This window comes from Sporosarcina sp. E16_8, assembly GCF_017347095.1.
Taxonomy (GTDB): Bacteria; Bacillota; Bacilli; order Bacillales_A; family Planococcaceae; genus Sporosarcina.
In genome coordinates this window covers 1-16,319 of record NZ_JADPRZ010000067.1, presented here as the reverse complement: position 1 = coordinate 16,319, position 16,319 = coordinate 1, and the positions used below count along the sequence as shown (strand labels likewise).

The 16,319-nt window shown below is 39.2% G+C and carries 13 protein-coding genes; 7 read left to right on the top strand and 6 right to left on the bottom strand.

The window, feature by feature from the left end; genetic code table 11:
• Positions 1 to 266 precede the first annotated feature (266 nt).
• The 5 genes from I2484_RS21710 to I2484_RS19550 all read right to left on the bottom strand — a co-directional run bounded on the left by I2484_RS21710 (position 267) and on the right by I2484_RS19550 (position 3,861).
• Entirely contained in the window at positions 267 to 401 is a 135-nt protein-coding gene (locus I2484_RS21710) for a hypothetical protein (protein ID WP_255551621.1), read from the bottom strand.
• Between the two features lie 218 nt (positions 402 to 619).
• The gene (locus tag I2484_RS19565; protein WP_207152749.1) at positions 620 to 1,681 is read right to left on the bottom strand and encodes a permease; all 1,062 of its coding nucleotides are present in this window, start codon (positions 1,679 to 1,681) and stop codon (positions 620 to 622) included.
• Positions 1,682 to 1,889: 208 nt separating this feature from the next.
• Entirely contained in the window at positions 1,890 to 2,717 is an 828-nt protein-coding gene (locus I2484_RS19560) for a hypothetical protein (protein WP_207152748.1), read from the bottom strand.
• A 360-nt stretch (positions 2,718 to 3,077) separates the two neighbouring features.
• On the bottom strand, positions 3,078 to 3,584 hold the full coding sequence (locus tag I2484_RS19555; protein ID WP_207152747.1) for a PIN domain-containing protein: 507 nt from the start codon (positions 3,582 to 3,584) through the stop codon (positions 3,078 to 3,080).
• Positions 3,577 to 3,861 carry a UPF0175 family protein gene (locus I2484_RS19550; RefSeq protein ID WP_207152750.1) on the bottom strand — a complete coding sequence of 95 codons (285 nt, stop codon included), beginning with the start codon at positions 3,859 to 3,861 and terminating at the stop codon, positions 3,577 to 3,579. The genes I2484_RS19555 and I2484_RS19550 overlap by 8 nt, the downstream gene beginning before the upstream one ends.
• A gap of 716 nt (positions 3,862 to 4,577) precedes the next feature.
• Here I2484_RS19550 and I2484_RS19545 point away from each other — a divergent pair.
• The 4 genes from I2484_RS19545 to I2484_RS19530 all read left to right on the top strand — a co-directional run bounded on the left by I2484_RS19545 (position 4,578) and on the right by I2484_RS19530 (position 9,794).
• Complete coding sequence (locus I2484_RS19545) at positions 4,578 to 6,128, top strand: acyltransferase family protein (RefSeq protein WP_207152746.1); 1,551 nt, start codon at positions 4,578 to 4,580, stop codon at positions 6,126 to 6,128.
• 246 nt (positions 6,129 to 6,374) lie between these two features.
• Positions 6,375 to 7,085 carry a LysM peptidoglycan-binding domain-containing protein gene (locus I2484_RS19540; RefSeq protein ID WP_207152745.1) on the top strand — a complete coding sequence of 237 codons (711 nt, stop codon included), beginning with the start codon at positions 6,375 to 6,377 and terminating at the stop codon, positions 7,083 to 7,085.
• Positions 7,086 to 7,711: 626 nt separating this feature from the next.
• Entirely contained in the window at positions 7,712 to 8,419 is a 708-nt protein-coding gene (locus I2484_RS19535) for a DNA alkylation repair protein (RefSeq protein WP_207152744.1), read from the top strand.
• An 814-nt stretch (positions 8,420 to 9,233) separates the two neighbouring features.
• Positions 9,234 to 9,794, top strand: a complete 561-nt coding sequence (locus tag I2484_RS19530) for a competence protein ComK (protein ID WP_207152743.1) — start codon at positions 9,234 to 9,236, stop codon at positions 9,792 to 9,794.
• 42 nt (positions 9,795 to 9,836) lie between these two features.
• Here I2484_RS19530 and I2484_RS19525 read toward each other — a convergent pair whose 3' ends face one another.
• Complete coding sequence (locus tag I2484_RS19525; protein ID WP_207152742.1) at positions 9,837 to 10,682, bottom strand: zinc ribbon domain-containing protein; 846 nt, start codon at positions 10,680 to 10,682, stop codon at positions 9,837 to 9,839.
• A gap of 103 nt (positions 10,683 to 10,785) precedes the next feature.
• Between I2484_RS19525 and I2484_RS19520 the strand changes: the two genes are divergently transcribed.
• The 3 genes from I2484_RS19520 (at position 10,786) to I2484_RS19510 (ending at position 16,143) form a co-directional block, all read left to right on the top strand.
• Positions 10,786 to 11,196, top strand: coding sequence for a TM2 domain-containing protein (locus tag I2484_RS19520; protein WP_207152741.1), 411 nt, complete (start codon positions 10,786 to 10,788; stop codon positions 11,194 to 11,196).
• A 338-nt stretch (positions 11,197 to 11,534) separates the two neighbouring features.
• Complete coding sequence (locus I2484_RS19515; RefSeq protein ID WP_207152740.1) at positions 11,535 to 12,917, top strand: catalase; 1,383 nt, start codon at positions 11,535 to 11,537, stop codon at positions 12,915 to 12,917.
• 868 nt (positions 12,918 to 13,785) lie between these two features.
• Positions 13,786 to 16,143: an HD domain-containing phosphohydrolase gene (locus I2484_RS19510; protein ID WP_207152739.1), complete on the top strand. Its 2,358-nt coding sequence runs from the start codon at positions 13,786 to 13,788 to the stop codon at positions 16,141 to 16,143.
• Positions 16,144 to 16,319: the final 176 nt, after the last annotated feature.

Below are 16,319 nucleotides of genomic sequence, written 5' to 3'. Positions count from 1 at the left end.
GAGTTTCCAACAAACGCCTGGAGCTTTCCAACCAACTCGGCGAAGTGTCCAACGAAATCCTCAAAGTGTCCAACCAACGTGGAGGTTTCCAACAAACTCGGGCAAGTTTCCAACAAAGGCCTGGAGCTTTCCAACAAACTCAGCCAAGTGTCCAACGAAATCCTCAAAGTGTCCAACCAACGTGGAGGTTTCCAACAAACCCTTCGAAGTGTCCAACAAAGGCCTGGAGGTTTCCAACAAACTCGGCCAAGTGTCCAACGAAAGCCTCAAAGTGTCCAACCAACGGGGAGCTTTCCAACCAACTCTCTGGAGTGTCCAACAAAAGCCCCGAGCTTTCCAACCAACTCGGCCAAGTGTCCAACGAAATCCTCAAAGTGTCCAACCAACGTGGAGGTTTCCAAGCACCCCCCCCGAAGTTTCTAATTTCAGTCACCTATGCACGATGCTACTCCGACAATTATATATTTATAAGGCGTGAATTAGTTATTTACTTCAATATCCAAACTTAATTACCATTCCACCCTGCACCAATTACTAAACGTCTTCTATTCCCCCCAAAAAAAAGCCTGTGCAAAAGACATATTACGTCTCCTACACAGGCATTGTGAACAACTATCCCTTATAAAATATACATACCAATTACACCGCATAGGATCCCCAGTAATACCACGGATCCTGCTACAAAAAACAAGACTTTTGTAGGGAACGACTTTGCAACTAACAACAGGGATGGCAGGCTGATTGAAGGCAATGTGATTAACAGTGCTGCAGCCGGACCACCGCCGAGCCCAAAGGACATGAACGTTTGGATGATAGGAATTTCCGCAGCTGTCGGAATCACAAATAACATACCTGCAATTGCAAAAATGATAATTGTGAAAATGGTATTGGCAGAGGCTTCGCTCACATGCGGGAATAACCATACACGAACGGCCCCCATCAATAGAACGGATAGGATATAGGCCGGAAGAATATACAAAGTCATTCTTCCTAAGCTTTTCATCCATCTCGAAATGAAGGAGCCTGCTTCCACCTCTTCCGCTTTTTCCATGATTTTATCAATATCCACCTGTTTTACAGCAGGCACAAAACGATTGGCCAGATAGCTGACGCCAAAAGTCAAAATAACACCGAACACCAGACGGAGTAAAGTGAATTTCCAAGACAAAACAAATGTCATGAAAATTAGCGTGGCAGGGTTCAAGGTCGGGTTGCCGAGCCAAAAAGCAAGGCTAGCGCCTACAGAGACATTTTTCTTGCGTAGTCCGACAGCAACTGGTGCAGCACAACAGGTACACATCATGCCTGGAAGTGAGGAAAGGCCCCCAATTGCGGTGCTGCCAAAAGAAGTTTTACCAAGTACTCTGAGCAACCAGTTTGCCGGCAATAAAACCTGCACTAAAGAGCCCAATAGAATACCCAGAACAGCCGCTTTCCAAACGGAATTGAAATAAATTAAGGCATAGGACCAAGCGCCTTGCCAAGAGAAAGATCCTGACTCAGACGGATCCCCCAAAATGGAATCCCCGATTGAATGGGAAGTAATGGCCAAGATGCTTTTGCTATAATACGGAATCCATTTCAAATAGGCCAATCCCGCAATGGCAATCAACAAAAATATCAAAATGTAAACAAACGTCTTTTTGGAACGGGACGTTTGAGAAGGTAATGAATGATTCATCTGTACATCCTCCATGAAAATGAAATAAAATATCTAGCTAATTATATCACTATATTAAACAAATAATTAACTATTTTTTCCTCCACAGATGCAAAATTAAAGCGTCTTGGATTATGGATTCGATACGTGGATCACATTATCATTCGTTATCTTTTCAAGTGCAGCATCAATGTTTACATCAATCGTTACTATTTAGTTAATAAATATATCAGTGTATGGAAATCAATTCAGTTACGATTTTACCGTCTGGATCTACAGCTTTAATGACACCATAGCCAGGGGCGAAGTAATACGTTCCACCATTTGAGTATTTAATGATCACGACATTTTTAAATGTTCCAGCTTTTACAGTGACGGTGCTCGTTGTACTTTTGACATGTACATATTCGAAAACTTCATCCCAGTCTTCATCAAGGTAAAATGATTTCGTTTGTTTTCCTTGAATCATTGGGTATGCAAAATCAAATAAAACCCAGTCAGTTTCATTGACCCCCATCGAAATACGTCTACTACTTTCTGTATAGGAGTATCCACCCGTGAAAGAATTTCCATAAATCAAAGAAATATACTTTTTGCCTCCTGAAGATTCATTGGAAACAGTAAATCTCCTTTGTGAGTCGTCAGTGAAATTTGGATAATATGTAAGATTTAATCCGATTTTTGGGGCAAGCCCACCTGATACTATAGATAATGAAACAAGTTGATTTTTTGAAGGTGTTTCATACTTCACCTTAGAATTTTTTTGTACAAAAGTTCCGCCACCTATGCCATATAAACCACCATTTTGGTTTTTATATTGATACACTCTAAATCCTTCACCTTTTTTCAGAGTTCTTACAGTAGTTAATTTACCGTTACTACCTACCTTTACTAAAGGCGTATTAGCTAATACTGTGATTTTCCCTATTTGACCCGCTTTAAATTCTGTTTCACCCCACATAACTTTTGTTTCTGCATTTGCCGTATCGACGTTGTATAAACTGACTCCAAACAGCAAAACAACTAGTAAAATAACTTTAATTATTTTATTCAACATTCACTGGTCATCCACCCTTCTATTTACTCTAATACTACATTTTGGCAACAGGAAAGTATATAGCAGTATTGAAATTTCAGCTAACTAGGTGTTGAATTAATCAGATAAATAAAGAGTATTACATCATGATTTTCAGGTGGCAGCACATAACCCCTTGTCTACATGGCACCATGGCAACCCTGATGAAGGAACTCTACTATGAGTTGGTGGAAGGGTATATGAGGTAAGGGGATAGAAGATAGAGGTCTAATTTTAGCTTTAGGTACGTGTAGAAAAATACTCTGTCTATTTTGTATTTCCGTTCATTTTATTGATGCACAGGCACCAAATTCAAATAAAAAAGGCAACCCATTGGATTACCTACAGCTCACCAGCTTGAACCAAAGCCTGTTGATATAGTTTCTTAGAAATATGGAAACCATTACTTAACAAAGTATCTAAAAACGGTTTTACCTTTTCAATCTTATTTAACTTCTTAGCCAAGATTAAAATCCCAATCGTTCCAATGGGCTTCAAAAGAAAAGTTTTAGTCAGTGTTCTTGCCGCATGTTCATCAATCGCAACGAATTGTAAATCAAGTTCTTTTGCTCCAACGATGACCTCTAATTCACCTTCATGTAGCTTTCCATATAATTTCTTTACCATTACGCTATTATCAACATTATATAATGTGAAGATACCCCTACTAACCAACCTTTCTAATTCTTTTTTGCCATACTGCCGCGGGGAATCACTATGAACAATTTCCTGATAAACAGCTGTTGGAACATATACTTGTTCAAATAATTCAGCCAAAAGATGTAGTTGCCCTAAAATAGATAGTCCAATAATTGGTGTTGAATTAGTAACTATTTCACTTTTACTCATTACTGCTATCTCGTAATAATTCACGGATTGCTCGTTCGTCATCATCCAAATGTTCCTCAGTATATTCCATCCATGAAATTTTCTTTAAACGTAATAGGTCAATAAATTCACCTACTGTTTTACCCGAAAGCTCTGCTGCCTTTGCGAGAGTCACCTGCTTTTCAACAAAAAGTCCAATGGCTAACGATACTTTTACCTTACCATCAATACTTATTCCGTCCAACGAATTGATTAATGGTAGAAAATCCGTTGGTAAATTCACTTGAAAGAAATCCATACCCACGATAATCACGCCCCTTTACTACTATTATATCATCAATAAACAGTATTCTCTCAGTAATTACTTTTCATCAGACGATATTGATTAAATGAGGATTGAATGGCCTATAGTGGGTACCCCCTTCATGTCATCCTACACGATCTACTTGAACGTAAGGCAGTAGTGGCAATAAGCATTCGAATGCCAGTTTCGTTTCCGTCTAGTCACTTTTAGCTTTAGGTATGTGCACTAAAATACGCTGACAAAGTCACTTATCTTATTGCTCGGTTTCCAGGTAATTCTATAGCGTTCACCTTGTCCACAGCGACCTGATAATGGACAGCAGGAGAAGGCGGCGCATTGAGCCTTTATACTGTGTACTAATTCAACCTATTATTACCATCATAGATGTTTGGATAAATCAACTTACACGCTATATCTTTATGTTAAAATAGTAGTCCAACTAAATTTGCAGCGGCGCTTGGGTATGCCTCCCGTGTTAAGTCAGGGAGAAAAGTGCTAGCTGTTCTATCGCTTTGATTACCCCATGCAAGTAGATTTTATACATAATCCTAACTCAACATTTGGTGCGAAAGTTGAGTTAGTTAGTAATGGGTAGGCCGTTTGCCCCGTTCTGTCAGGGCTTAGTTGTCGATTAAGCCCTAGTAAAGGTGAAGGTATTAGTGTCTACAGGAAGAACAAAAATTGTTAGGTAGAAAAGATAGAATTAACGTATGACGGACTTAAGAAAGCCTGAGAAGAGGTATCGTCCGGAAATTAAAGGAATCAGAACTATCGCAACTTTACTCATTGCTGTCTATCATATTTGGTTCGGTAGAGTATCTGGAGGCGTAGATGTATTTTTTATTCTTTCAGGGTTTTTAATGACGACATCTCTTCTATCCCGAATGGAAAGAATGGGTACGATTAAACTGGGAGAGTATTTTTTAGGGTTATCTAGAAGATTATTTACGCAAGCTTTGTTAGTCATTGTTGTAGTCGGAGGCTTTTCGTTACTGTTTTTACCACAAATCCAGTGGGGCGAAATCATTACCCATATGACTGCGTCTATATTTTATTATGAAAACTGGCGCTTGGCATTTGATGCGGTTGATTATTTAGCACAAGATAATTCTGCTAGTCCGTTTCAGCATTATTGGTCACTCGGAGTGCAAGGACAGCTATATAGTAGTTGGCCAATTTTAATCATAACGGTCTATTTTCTTGCACAAAAGGTTTTCAAAACGCCTGAGCGTAAAACATTTTTAGTCGCATTGATCATTATTTGTGCGGCATCGATTAGTTATTCGGTTTATCAAACAAATGTCAATCAACCATGGGCCTATTTCGATACATTTGCACGGGTATGGGAATTTGGTATTGCTGCCAGCTCAACGATCCTGATTTCATTGTATATCGATGATGTGAAGGCAGACATGCTTGTACCTGTTTACGATGAAAAGGATTATCCTGGTGCGAGGGCTATCTTCGACAAGACTGAGGCACCTAAAGGGTTTGAACCCATTCCATCTCCGTTAGCTATTAATCAAGATTTACCAGCATTTTATGGCCAAATGGAATGCTTAGGAAAGGGTCAAATTCACGTAAAGAAATGTTCTTTTAATGAATCAGACAATCCAGATTATACAATCGCATTAGTTGGCGGATCGCATTCAGGGCATTGGTTTCCAGCGCTAGAGATTTTGGCTAAGGAGATGAATTTTCAACTTGATTTGTACAATCATGATGGTTGTCGCTTTACAAATGAAGACACGGAAAATCATTTAACCAAAACGTGTTTAAAGTGGAATGCGAACTTACTAAAACATTTACAAGAAAATCCACCTGATTTAGTATTTACGACTTCTACGTTAAATAAGCATGATACAGTTCCAGTCGGGTATATCGGTCAGTGGAGGCAACTTGAAGGCATCACGACAGTATTCGCTGTGCGAGATAATCCGCGTATGAAAAAGGATATTCCGAGTTGTTTAGAAAATGCAGACAACCCATTAGAATGTGCAATAACACGAGACGAAGGGGTATCGAAAGTATTGCCATGGGAAAATACAGAGGGGATTCCATCAAACGTGATATTTGCCGATCTGACTGATTACTTCTGTGATGATCAAATTTGTTATCCTGTCATCGGGAATGTGATTGTTTATCGCGACAATAACCACCTTACTGCGCAGTACGCAAAAACATTGGCACCATTTTTAAAGAAGCCGTTACAGGAAGCGTTAGAAAGTTTAGATGTAATGAGTGAAAAAGATTCATTTTAGGTAGCTAGTATCACTAGTGTTGCATAAATGACCGCGGAAATTTCAGTCGTCCAGTTTATTCAGTAAGGCGGGAGCATCAGGTGAAAGATGCTACCTTACGGGACGTTGGTGTTCGCGAAACGCTGAAACAATAGTGAAGTGAATTGTGTCACACAATTGAAACCCCATGCACATCTCACAGCAATGGCTATGACATATTCGGGTGGTATGCTAGTGCTTGTTAGTGAGAAGGAGGAAATTCATCATATGAAAAAACACATCATTGCAATTGCAGCAATTGCAGTATTATCAGTGGGGGCGGCAGGACAAGCTTCTGCATCTAGCGTTCACACGGTACAATCAGGAGATACATTATGGTCTATTTCACAAGCGAGTAATGTTAGCGTAGAAGAATTACAGACATTGAACGATTTAGACTCAACACTTATATATCCATCCCAAAATCTTAAAGTAGAAAATAAGGTAGATACATATGTGGTTGCGAAAGGCGATACACTGATCGGCATCGCCAATAAAAATGGCATTTCAGTAAATGAATTAATGAAGTGGAATAACAGTTCAAGTGATTTAATCCACCCAGGTGATCAGCTAGTGTTGCAAGGATCAAAAGTAGATTCAAAGCCAGCAACTAAACCAGTTCATACATCAGCAACTGCCGATCCAGTAGCAAAAAAGTTGACTGTGACAGCAACGGCGTATACAGCTAATTGTGAAGGCTGTTCGGGAATCACGTCAACGGGAATTGACATACGCTCAAATCCCAACCAAAAAGTCATCGCAGTCGATCCGGCAGTCATTCCACTTGGCTCGCGTGTATGGGTTGAAGGCTACGGTGAAGCAATAGCGGGAGATATCGGCAGTGCTATTAAAGGCGACATTATTGATGTCTTTATTCCAGATGAACAAGACGCACTTGAGTGGGGTCGCAAAACAGTTAACATTAAGATTTTAGACTGATAAGGTACTACCTTCAGGGTCGCTATGCTCAAAGTTAGTCAGTTACTGCACTATAATATAATCACGACTAATGATTAATCAGTTATTTTCAATAACACTGTTACGACTAGTTGCCTGTCGCATACCTACACGATTTAAGTGAAAAATGCAGTTGTTTTGGAAGAAAAGAATAGATGACTTTCTATAGAGAGTGCAAGTGCCCGAAGATGAAATTTCGGGCACTTTTGCTCGTTGTATAATGTGCTTCTTGCTACCTTTTAGCGAAGAGTATGTATCTAATCATGTGATGTCTTATAGAAAGTGACACTTCTTTAAAATGAAAAAGAGAAAACCATAAAGAAAGGATCAGCCGCCAAAATTGCATCTTTGGCGGCTTTTCTCCATGTAAGATGCCAGTTCTTCTTTCGTCCCCGAAAAGCATGGGCACTTTTGTACGAATGCTTTTGGAGTGGGGTAGATGAAGGACCACCAAAGTGCCAACATGCATTAAGTGGATTTCTGCATAACGCTCATGTGCGTATACGGTTGTTTTGCTGACAAATAGTGGTTTGTTATAGGATAATGGAGATGTATGTAATGGGCAAAATAGTAGGGGGAAAACACCAACAAAAAGGGAGTGCTAAACGATGAATTTAGAAATGGTTATGCAGGAGCTTGAAGGCCTTGGCAAAGAACGAATGAAGAAAATATATATATCCAATGGAGCGCACGAGCCGCTTTTTGGCGTGGGTACAGGTGCTATGAAACCAATCGTCAAGAAAATTAAACTAAATCAGCCTTTAGCCGAAGAGCTTTATGCCACAGGGAACTACGATGCCATGTACTTTGCAGGCATTATTGCAGATCCAAAAGCCATGACGGAGTCGGATTATGATCGTTGGATGGATGCTGCGTATTTTTATATGCTGTCCGATTTTGTAGTGGCCGTAACTTTATCAGAATCGGATATTGCACAACAAGTTGCTGATAAATGGATCGCAAGCGGTGAAGAGCTGAGAATGTCGGCGGGCTGGAGTTGCTACTGTTGGCTTTTAGGGAATCGACCCGACGTTGAGTTTTCAGAGAGCAAGATTTCCAATATGCTAGATAGTGTGAAAAATACGATTCATGATTCGCCAGAACGAACGAAATCCGCTATGAATAATTTTCTATACACCGTGGGGATTTCATATTTACCGCTCCATGATAAGGCAATCGAGACCTCAAAAGCAATAGGAATAGTAGAAGTCAAACGGGACAACAAAAAAACCAGTTACCTAAATGCTTGTGAAATCATTCAAAAAGGAGTCGATAAAGGAAAGATTGGTTTTAAACGCAAGCATGTAAGATGTTGAAATAAGCCTTAATTTCAGGTGCCGTTCTGTTTGTCCCACTTTAATGGGTAGTAAGACCCCTATATGATTGAAGATTAACTTTATAAGATGAAGATTGGACATGTACGCGGATGTCCAATCTTTTTTGCGTGGTTATTCATTTTCAGGTGAGAATATATACCACGATTTAATAATAATATAATGAAAATCAGGTTTACGGGGATATGTCAGACTACCCCGTATTTTTATTTGGTTGAGTGAATTGCTTGTCTTTATTTGATGCACAGGCACTAAACTTCGACAGTATTTCCGAAATAAATGGACCATTTTACAAAATGTTCATAAATGCCAGAATAGTATAAATAAAAGAAGGTATTTACATTTTTATGTCGAATTGAATGAGTTGTATAGGTGTAAAGTTGTGGTTTGTTTTAACTAGTTTTTTTCTTGATTGTGGAACTTAATCCGAAGATACGAATTGCTATTTCGGAGCACGGATATCTTAAATGGCCGCAATTTATGAATGTATAAAAGGAATGAAAAAGTGGTTAATTTGTCCCGCATTAACGGGCAGTAAGACCCCCACTTATTCTTCTAGTCTACAAGGACACCAGAAGAATAAGTGGGGGATGAAGAAAACCCCCTCTGATTGAAGATTAACTTTATCAAATAGGAAAAAAGAGTGTAGCATTGATTATTTTGCTACACCGTAAAGGAGGTGACGGAAGTGGTAAAGTGGGTCACAAGAATAGTTCCTGAATCACTTAAATTTAAGCGGCTTAATTCGGGAGTTGGATAGATAGATAAGTGGTATCGATAAAGGGGGGAACTGGGAATGGTGAATTTGACTAATTATGTGATAACGTATAGCACTATTTTATTTTTACCGAGGTATGAATCTGGCAATTTGTTTACTACCGTTTTGGATAACAGCTCACCGTTTGTAGTGGAGCTGGAGCCAACCGCACTTATAGATTTAAGCTTAAAATACTATGGTTCTAGTCTCAGGGGCGCCGGCGATGGGGCTAATATGATTTTGGGGAAAGGGAAAATGTATCCCGTCATCGTGAATGAAAAATTAGATCTCTATTGGTTTCCGAGTAAATCACCTTTGAAATGCGACTGTATCTGGTTTGCTTTACATCATATTGAGGAAACAATTGAGTTACCAAATAAGCGAACGCAGATCATTTTTAGTGACGGCAGTACCATCACCATTGCTATAAGTAAAATGTCGTTTGATAAAAAAATACAAATCGCTTATAAATTAAAAGGCAAGCTTGAAAGCAGGACTAGGGGCACTCCGATGCATGTTAGTGAATCAAGGGGACTTTATCACATTGCAAAAAATGAAAAAGAAATTAACTTTAACGTAATAGCTCAATGTCAGGAATGAAACCCTAGTTGAAGACACCCCATTCACGTGAATGGGGTGTCTTCAGTTTTTCGATGTATCGGTAATGTCGATGTTGGTAATTGACCAATTTCCTGACTGATCAGCCAAAAGTATGTATGTTTTATATCGTTCATATAGTGTTATTTTGCCGACGTTGTCTGTAAAGTGGAATACTTCATACGACTCTGCAGACATATTATGAATGTTAGTAGAAATCTGGAATATACTATTTTCCTTGAAGTCAAATGTATAACTATTACCGGAAATGTCGCCCATATATTCTTTTATTTCATGATAAGCTTCACTGTCATACGATAGAAAAGGCTCAACATAGGAAAAATCATCATTATTCAAAGCGATACTATACGCGTCGCGAAATTGGATAATAAAGTTTTCAACTTGGTGGTCTAAAGCAGTGTAATAGTCGTAATCATCATTCACTACTTGTTCTTCTACTTCTACTTCTTCATAATCCTCGTACGAATCATCATATGAATTCGTCACGATTGGCGTTTCAGCTGCTCGTTCTTCATATGCCATCGCGACGCTCTCTGATTGCTGTACAGATGTGGATTCTGAGTCGGGTTCTGGGTAGCTGGATATATCATTATTTTGAACAGAATCATAGTCGTTATGCTCAACAGCGGTGGAAGGGTTTGTTAAAGTTTCAGTAAATTCAGAAGCTAAATCGGATATGCTATAACTGTCACGATCCATTTTAAACGTTATGACAAGTATAATGACGATGGTACTAACTGCGATAATTGCTGTAAAAGCTGAAAGGTAGGTAGCATTTCCTTTATTCAACTTGAAAATATCAGTATTCCCGCAATTATGACATGATTTTTGATGAGTCGACATTTTAGTTCCACATTTGGAACATTTCATAATTCATACCTCCTTACAATTAAATATATAGTCCTATTATATCATGTTTAGTGAAAATGTGGTTAAATAGTAATGACTATATTATTTGGAGGTATTTAGAGTTATGGACTTTATTAATAAAAGTAAATTGACAAAAGAAGAGATTCTTCTGTTAGATTTTGATTATGCAAATCGCAAGAAAAGACCTGAAACAGCTTATCTGTTACTAATTTTTCTCGGTCATCTATTTGTACATCGTTTTTATATCGGCCCAACCCCATTTTCTGTTTTTGGACTGACATATGCATTTCTACTACATATCACAGTTATTGTATTTGGAATTGTAGGGTTATTGAATGGAACTCTTATTGATTATATGTATCTATTGTCAGAAAATATATATATAGTTCTCATCGCTTTGGCGCCGTACATATGGCTTTATTTTGATTTATTCCGGATATCCCAAATGGTTGATGATGTTAATCATAAAACGGAACGTGCGCTTTTGGAAGCAATGGAAAGAGTGAAGGAATAACGTCGAAAAGCAGCGCATCCCAATTATGTGGTTTGCGCTGCATTTCGGTACGCTGTGCGTGGAAGGATTCAGAGTATACACTGCGATTTTATTATAATAAATTCAAAATCAGGTTTACAGATGGATGTCCGACTAACTTGTTTTTTATTCAAATGAGTAAATTATGCGTCATCTTGTCAAATATAGATACCCTTTTGAGATTGGACATGTACGCGGATGTCTGGTTTTTTTTGCGTGGTAATTCAGCTAGCTAAATTCATAATTGTATGGAGCCTCACATAAATAATAGAGTATCTTAGGAAATTATCTTGTGGGTACTACAGGAGGCAGAAATAACTATGAGAGAAAATAAAGGAGGGGAATCAGGCCCTTCCACGCATCTAAACAGAAATAGTCCAAAAGTAAGTGCTGAGGATATGCATTCACAGACTGTGGGTGAAAGAGGTCCTGTACTGGAGCAGGACAGTATTTTGCATGAAACATTGGAGACCTTTATCCATTCAACAATTTTAGAAAGACCAGTGCACGCTAAGGGTTTTGGTGCATTCGGTTACTTTGAGACCGTGTATTCTATGGCGACATATACAAAGCTTTGCTTTTTACAAAAACCTGGGCAGCAAGTTCCAGTTACGGTAAGATTTTCGTTGGCCGTAAGCAATAAAGGGACTCCGGATACCTCACGAAATGTGCGTGGCTTTTCTACTAAGTTTTATACTGAAGAGGGTATATTTGATATGGTCTTCAACCATATCCCGGTATTCTTAGTACGAGATGCCATGCGTTTTCCAGAAACCATAAGGGCTTTTTCACCCTCGCCAGAAACTAATTTGATGGATCCCGAACGGTTCTGGAGCTTCGTAGCCAGGGCGCCAGAATCAACTCATTTTGTTGTTCGGCTTTACTCTGATGCAGGCACAGTAAAAAGCTTTCGCCATATGCCGGGCCATAGTGTGAACACCTATGTCTGGAAGAATAAACAAGGCATTCGTAGCTATGTCAAATATCACTGGGTTCCTTATGCAGGGGAGCAGTATATTGACAGTCAAGAAGCCGCTAAGTGGAACGGCGAGAATCCGGATATTGCAGGTAAGGATTTGCACGATACAATAGCAATGGGAAAGCCAGTTGTATATGGGCTTTATGTGCAGATTATGAATCCCGAAGATGAAACCAATCTTCCTTATGACCCGTTAGATGATACTAAAGTTTGGGATGAACGGCAGTACCCTCTTATACCAGTTGGCCGCATGACATTGAACCGAAACACGGACGACTATATGGAACAAGTGGAGAAAGTGGCGTTTTCACCTTCCAATCTTTTGGAAGGAGCAGAATTGTCAGATGATAAAATGCTGCAGGGACGCGCCAATATTTACTCAGATTCCCAGCGTCGTCGGCTTGGACCAGGTTTTCGCAAAATACCTATCAATCATCAGGCAAACTGGACGCCAGATTCACTTGTGACAAGCGGCAATGACAGATATGTGGAGGGGCATCTTGTACGATCTGATTTGTCAAAACAGGATGATTTTACGCAGGCCGGGCAATATTATAACGCACTTCCCCCTGAGCAACAAGACCATCTAGTAACTAATCTTTCTGCTGATCTTGCAGGCATATCCCATGAAACGCGACGCATTGTCTTGAAGTATCTGGACAATGCATCGCCGGAATTGGGAGAACGGGTCGTAAAGGCAATTGAAATGCAGACAAAGGGTTAGCTCTATAACTTAGGAATGATTAAACTGTAAGTGACAGGTACCTGCGGATTATAGTGTTCAGGCAACTCGCCGTATTGGCATACTAATAGAATGAAAACCAGGCAAATTGGCGAGAGTCCACTGTCTGGTTTTTTTGTATGGTTATTCAATTATTTGCCGTTTCGTCAAGGATAGGGAACTTTCACTACAATGGTAATTTACTTAGGTTTCATTATAGGTGAAACCTCCTGTATACTAGAGTTTTGTGAACGAATTTCTTATGGGGTATAGATACATGTAGAATTTACGCAGATTCTATCACGAATTCACTGGTGGTGAAACAGATGGAGTTTATGGAATACCTGAAGATCAGGAACACGCTCAAACCAGTAGATCAAGGATCGTTTTGTATAGCAATACGCCAGCCGGCTCCTATAATCTACAAAAATACACTAGTTACAACGGTGAACGTGCTGTAACGGATCAGATGCTGCGACAAATTCAAGAGCAATATAAGGATTCAGGCGATTTATTACAGAGAACGAATCACTACAATATAAAGTTTATGGCGTATCGCGAACAGTAAAATATCGGGAAATATATGTATGTGTAATTTAAATGGAAATTAAAGTACGCTAGCATATCTTGAAGAATAGGTGGAATGAAAAACGTTGGACTATACCGTTGAAATAACCAATTATATAGAAGTAGCTATCTCCTCATTGGAGGAAAGTTTGAAGGAAAAGATTTTTTCGGTGTTGTGGAACTTTGAATTGACCGCAAAGCTAAATGGTGACAAGAAAGAGTTTTCAGAACCCCCTACTAGATGGTGTAAGGTGAAGAGATATTCCCCTAAACTTACAAACCAAACTAACCCTGATGTGGTGTTATGGTGTTAACTATTCGCTTGAATGATGGATTGATTGTAAATGCAAATAAAGAGTTTACAACTCTTTTAGGTTATGCTCACGAGGAATTCATCGGAAAAACCTGTCTTGGGATAAATCTGTATGCAAATCCTGAGGAACACAATAAGAGACTAAATGAACTAAGCGAAAAGGGTTCATGTGATTCTAAAGAAGTGATTTTCAGACGGAAAGATGGAACCGTCTTCACAGGACTAATGTCATCTGAAATAGTCGAATTGAGTGCTGGTAAATATATATTCAAAACTATCCACAAGATTACAGAGCACGAGGTGGTGGAGGAAAAAGAGGATATTGAGAGCGAACTCAAAGCGAGGGTTCAAGAACTTGTCTTTCAATCGGAAGAGAGAGCCGACCGTGCAGCAGAATTAGTCATTGCGAACAAAGAACTTGTCTATCAAACGGAAGAGAAAGCGGACCGTGCAGCAGAATTAGTCATTGCGAACAAAGAACTTGTCTATCAAACGGAAGAGAAAGCCGACCGTGCAGCAGAATTAGTCATTGCGAACAAGGAACTTATCTATCAAACGGAAGAGAAAGCCGACCGTGCAGCAGAACTAGTCATTGCGAATAAAGAGCTTGTCTATCAAACGGAAGAGAAAGCCGACCGTGCAGCAGAATTAGTCATTGCGAATAAGGAACTTGTCTTTCAAAACGAAGAGAAAGCAAAACGTGCGGCAGAGTTACTTATTGCGAACAAAGAACTCGTCTTTCAAAACGAAGAGAAAGCAAAACGTGCGGCCGAGTTACTTATTGCGAACAAAGAACTTGTCTTTCAAAACGAAGAGAAAGCAAAACATGCAGCCGAGTTACTCATCGCGAATAAAGAGCTTGTTTTTCAAAACGAAGAGAAAGCAAAACGTGCAGCTGAGTTACTCATTGCGAACAAAGAACTTGTCTTTCAAAACGAAGAGAAAGCAAAACGTGCAGCTGAGTTACTCATTGCGAATAAGGAACTTGTCTTTCAAAACGAAGAGAAAGCAAAACGTGCAGCCGAGTTACTCATTGCGAATAAAGAACTTGTCTTTCAAAACGAAGAGAAAGCAGACCGTGCAGCCGAGTTACTCATTGCGAATAAGGAACTTGTCTTTCAAACGGAAGAGAAAGCAGACCGTGCAGCAGAATTAGTCATTGCGAATATAGAGCTTGTCTTTCAAAACGCTGAAAAAGTAAAACATGCAGCTGAGTTACTCATTGCGAATAAAGAACTTGTCTTTCAAAACGAAGAAAAAGCAAAACGTGCAGAAGAGTTACTCATTGCGAACAAAGAACTTGTTTTTCAAAACGAAGAGATTTTATATCTTAGCCACCATGACCAATTGACAGGATTATATAACAGAAGATTTTTCGAAGAAAAGTTAAAGAGACTAGATACAACTGAAAACCTGCCTTTGACTATAGTTGTAGGAGATATAAATGGATTAAAACTGATCAATGATTCCTTTGGACACGCCATGGGCGATGAGTTGCTGAAAAAGTCTGCAGAAGTAATTAAAAAGGGCTGCCGGGCTGAACATATTGTTTCTAGAACTGGTGGGGATGAGTTTGTTATTCTATTACCTAAAACGGAGGCTTTTGAAGCAGAGCTAATTATCAAACGCATCAGCGAACTGTTATTACCAGAAAAAGTAGGTTCTATTGATGTTTCTATTTCGTTTGGTTATGAAACTAAGAATAATGAGGAAGATAATATTCAAGAAGTATTAAAAAAAGCAGACAAACATATGTATAATAATAAACTTTTTGAAAGCCCAAGCATGAAGGAAAAGACCGTTGATATTATCATTAAAACACTTCATGAAAAAAATAAGAGTTTGGAAGAGCACTCCCAAAGAGTTTCAAAACTATGCGAACGCATGGGAGAAGTTCTGGGACTATCTACATATAAAATTATGGAACTCAAAACAGTTGGATTACTTCATGATATAGGTAAAATAGCAATAGATGAAAATATACTCAATAAGCCAGGTAAACTTACGGACAATGAATGGAAAGAAATTAAGCGCCATTCAGAAATAGGCTTTAGAATTCTAAATACAGCCAATGATATGTCTAATATGGCAGAGTATGTATTATCTCATCATGAAAGATGGGATGGAAAAGGCTATCCTAGAGGCTTAAAAGGCAAGGAAATACCATTTGAGTCAAGAATCATAGCTATAACAGACGCCTATGATGCTATGACCAGTGAAAGAGCGTATCACAGAGCTCTGTCAAGCGAAGTTGCAGTGGCAGAACTGCAAAAAAATGCAGGTATTCAATTTGATCCAGAGCTGGTCATCTTATTTATTGAAAAGGCTTTGGGGAGTAGTGATTTTTAGGTAGCCTATGCGCGGGGATATTTGGAATTTAGGATGTGGTTTTAGATTGGAGTTTCCAACGAAACTATGGAAGTGTCCAACCAAGCTCCGAAAGTGTCCAACCAATCCCTGGGAGTCTGCAACCAACCCGTGAAAGTGTCCAACCAACGGGGGAGTGTCCAACAAAACTATGGAAG

What these genes read in the sequence shown, in the direction of transcription:
- I2484_RS19530 (WP_207152743.1), top strand. Translation starts at nt 9,234, where the DNA reads ATGGTGAATTTGACTAATTATGTGATAACGTATAGCACTATTTTATTT.
- I2484_RS19565 (WP_207152749.1), bottom strand. Translation starts at nt 1,681, where the DNA reads ATGAATCATTCATTACCTTCTCAAACGTCCCGTTCCAAAAAGACGTTT.
- I2484_RS19510 (WP_207152739.1), top strand. Translation starts at nt 13,786, where the DNA reads ATGGTGTTAACTATTCGCTTGAATGATGGATTGATTGTAAATGCAAAT.
- I2484_RS19555 (WP_207152747.1), bottom strand. Translation starts at nt 3,584, where the DNA reads ATGAGTAAAAGTGAAATAGTTACTAATTCAACACCAATTATTGGACTA.
- I2484_RS19525 (WP_207152742.1), bottom strand. Translation starts at nt 10,682, where the DNA reads ATGAAATGTTCCAAATGTGGAACTAAAATGTCGACTCATCAAAAATCA.
- I2484_RS19520 (WP_207152741.1), top strand. Translation starts at nt 10,786, where the DNA reads ATGGACTTTATTAATAAAAGTAAATTGACAAAAGAAGAGATTCTTCTG.
- I2484_RS19515 (WP_207152740.1), top strand. Translation starts at nt 11,535, where the DNA reads ATGAGAGAAAATAAAGGAGGGGAATCAGGCCCTTCCACGCATCTAAAC.
- I2484_RS19560 (WP_207152748.1), bottom strand. Translation starts at nt 2,717, where the DNA reads ATGTTGAATAAAATAATTAAAGTTATTTTACTAGTTGTTTTGCTGTTT.
- I2484_RS19535 (WP_207152744.1), top strand. Translation starts at nt 7,712, where the DNA reads ATGAATTTAGAAATGGTTATGCAGGAGCTTGAAGGCCTTGGCAAAGAA.
- I2484_RS19545 (WP_207152746.1), top strand. Translation starts at nt 4,578, where the DNA reads ATGACGGACTTAAGAAAGCCTGAGAAGAGGTATCGTCCGGAAATTAAA.
- I2484_RS19550 (WP_207152750.1), bottom strand. Translation starts at nt 3,861, where the DNA reads ATGGATTTCTTTCAAGTGAATTTACCAACGGATTTTCTACCATTAATC.
- I2484_RS19540 (WP_207152745.1), top strand. Translation starts at nt 6,375, where the DNA reads ATGAAAAAACACATCATTGCAATTGCAGCAATTGCAGTATTATCAGTG.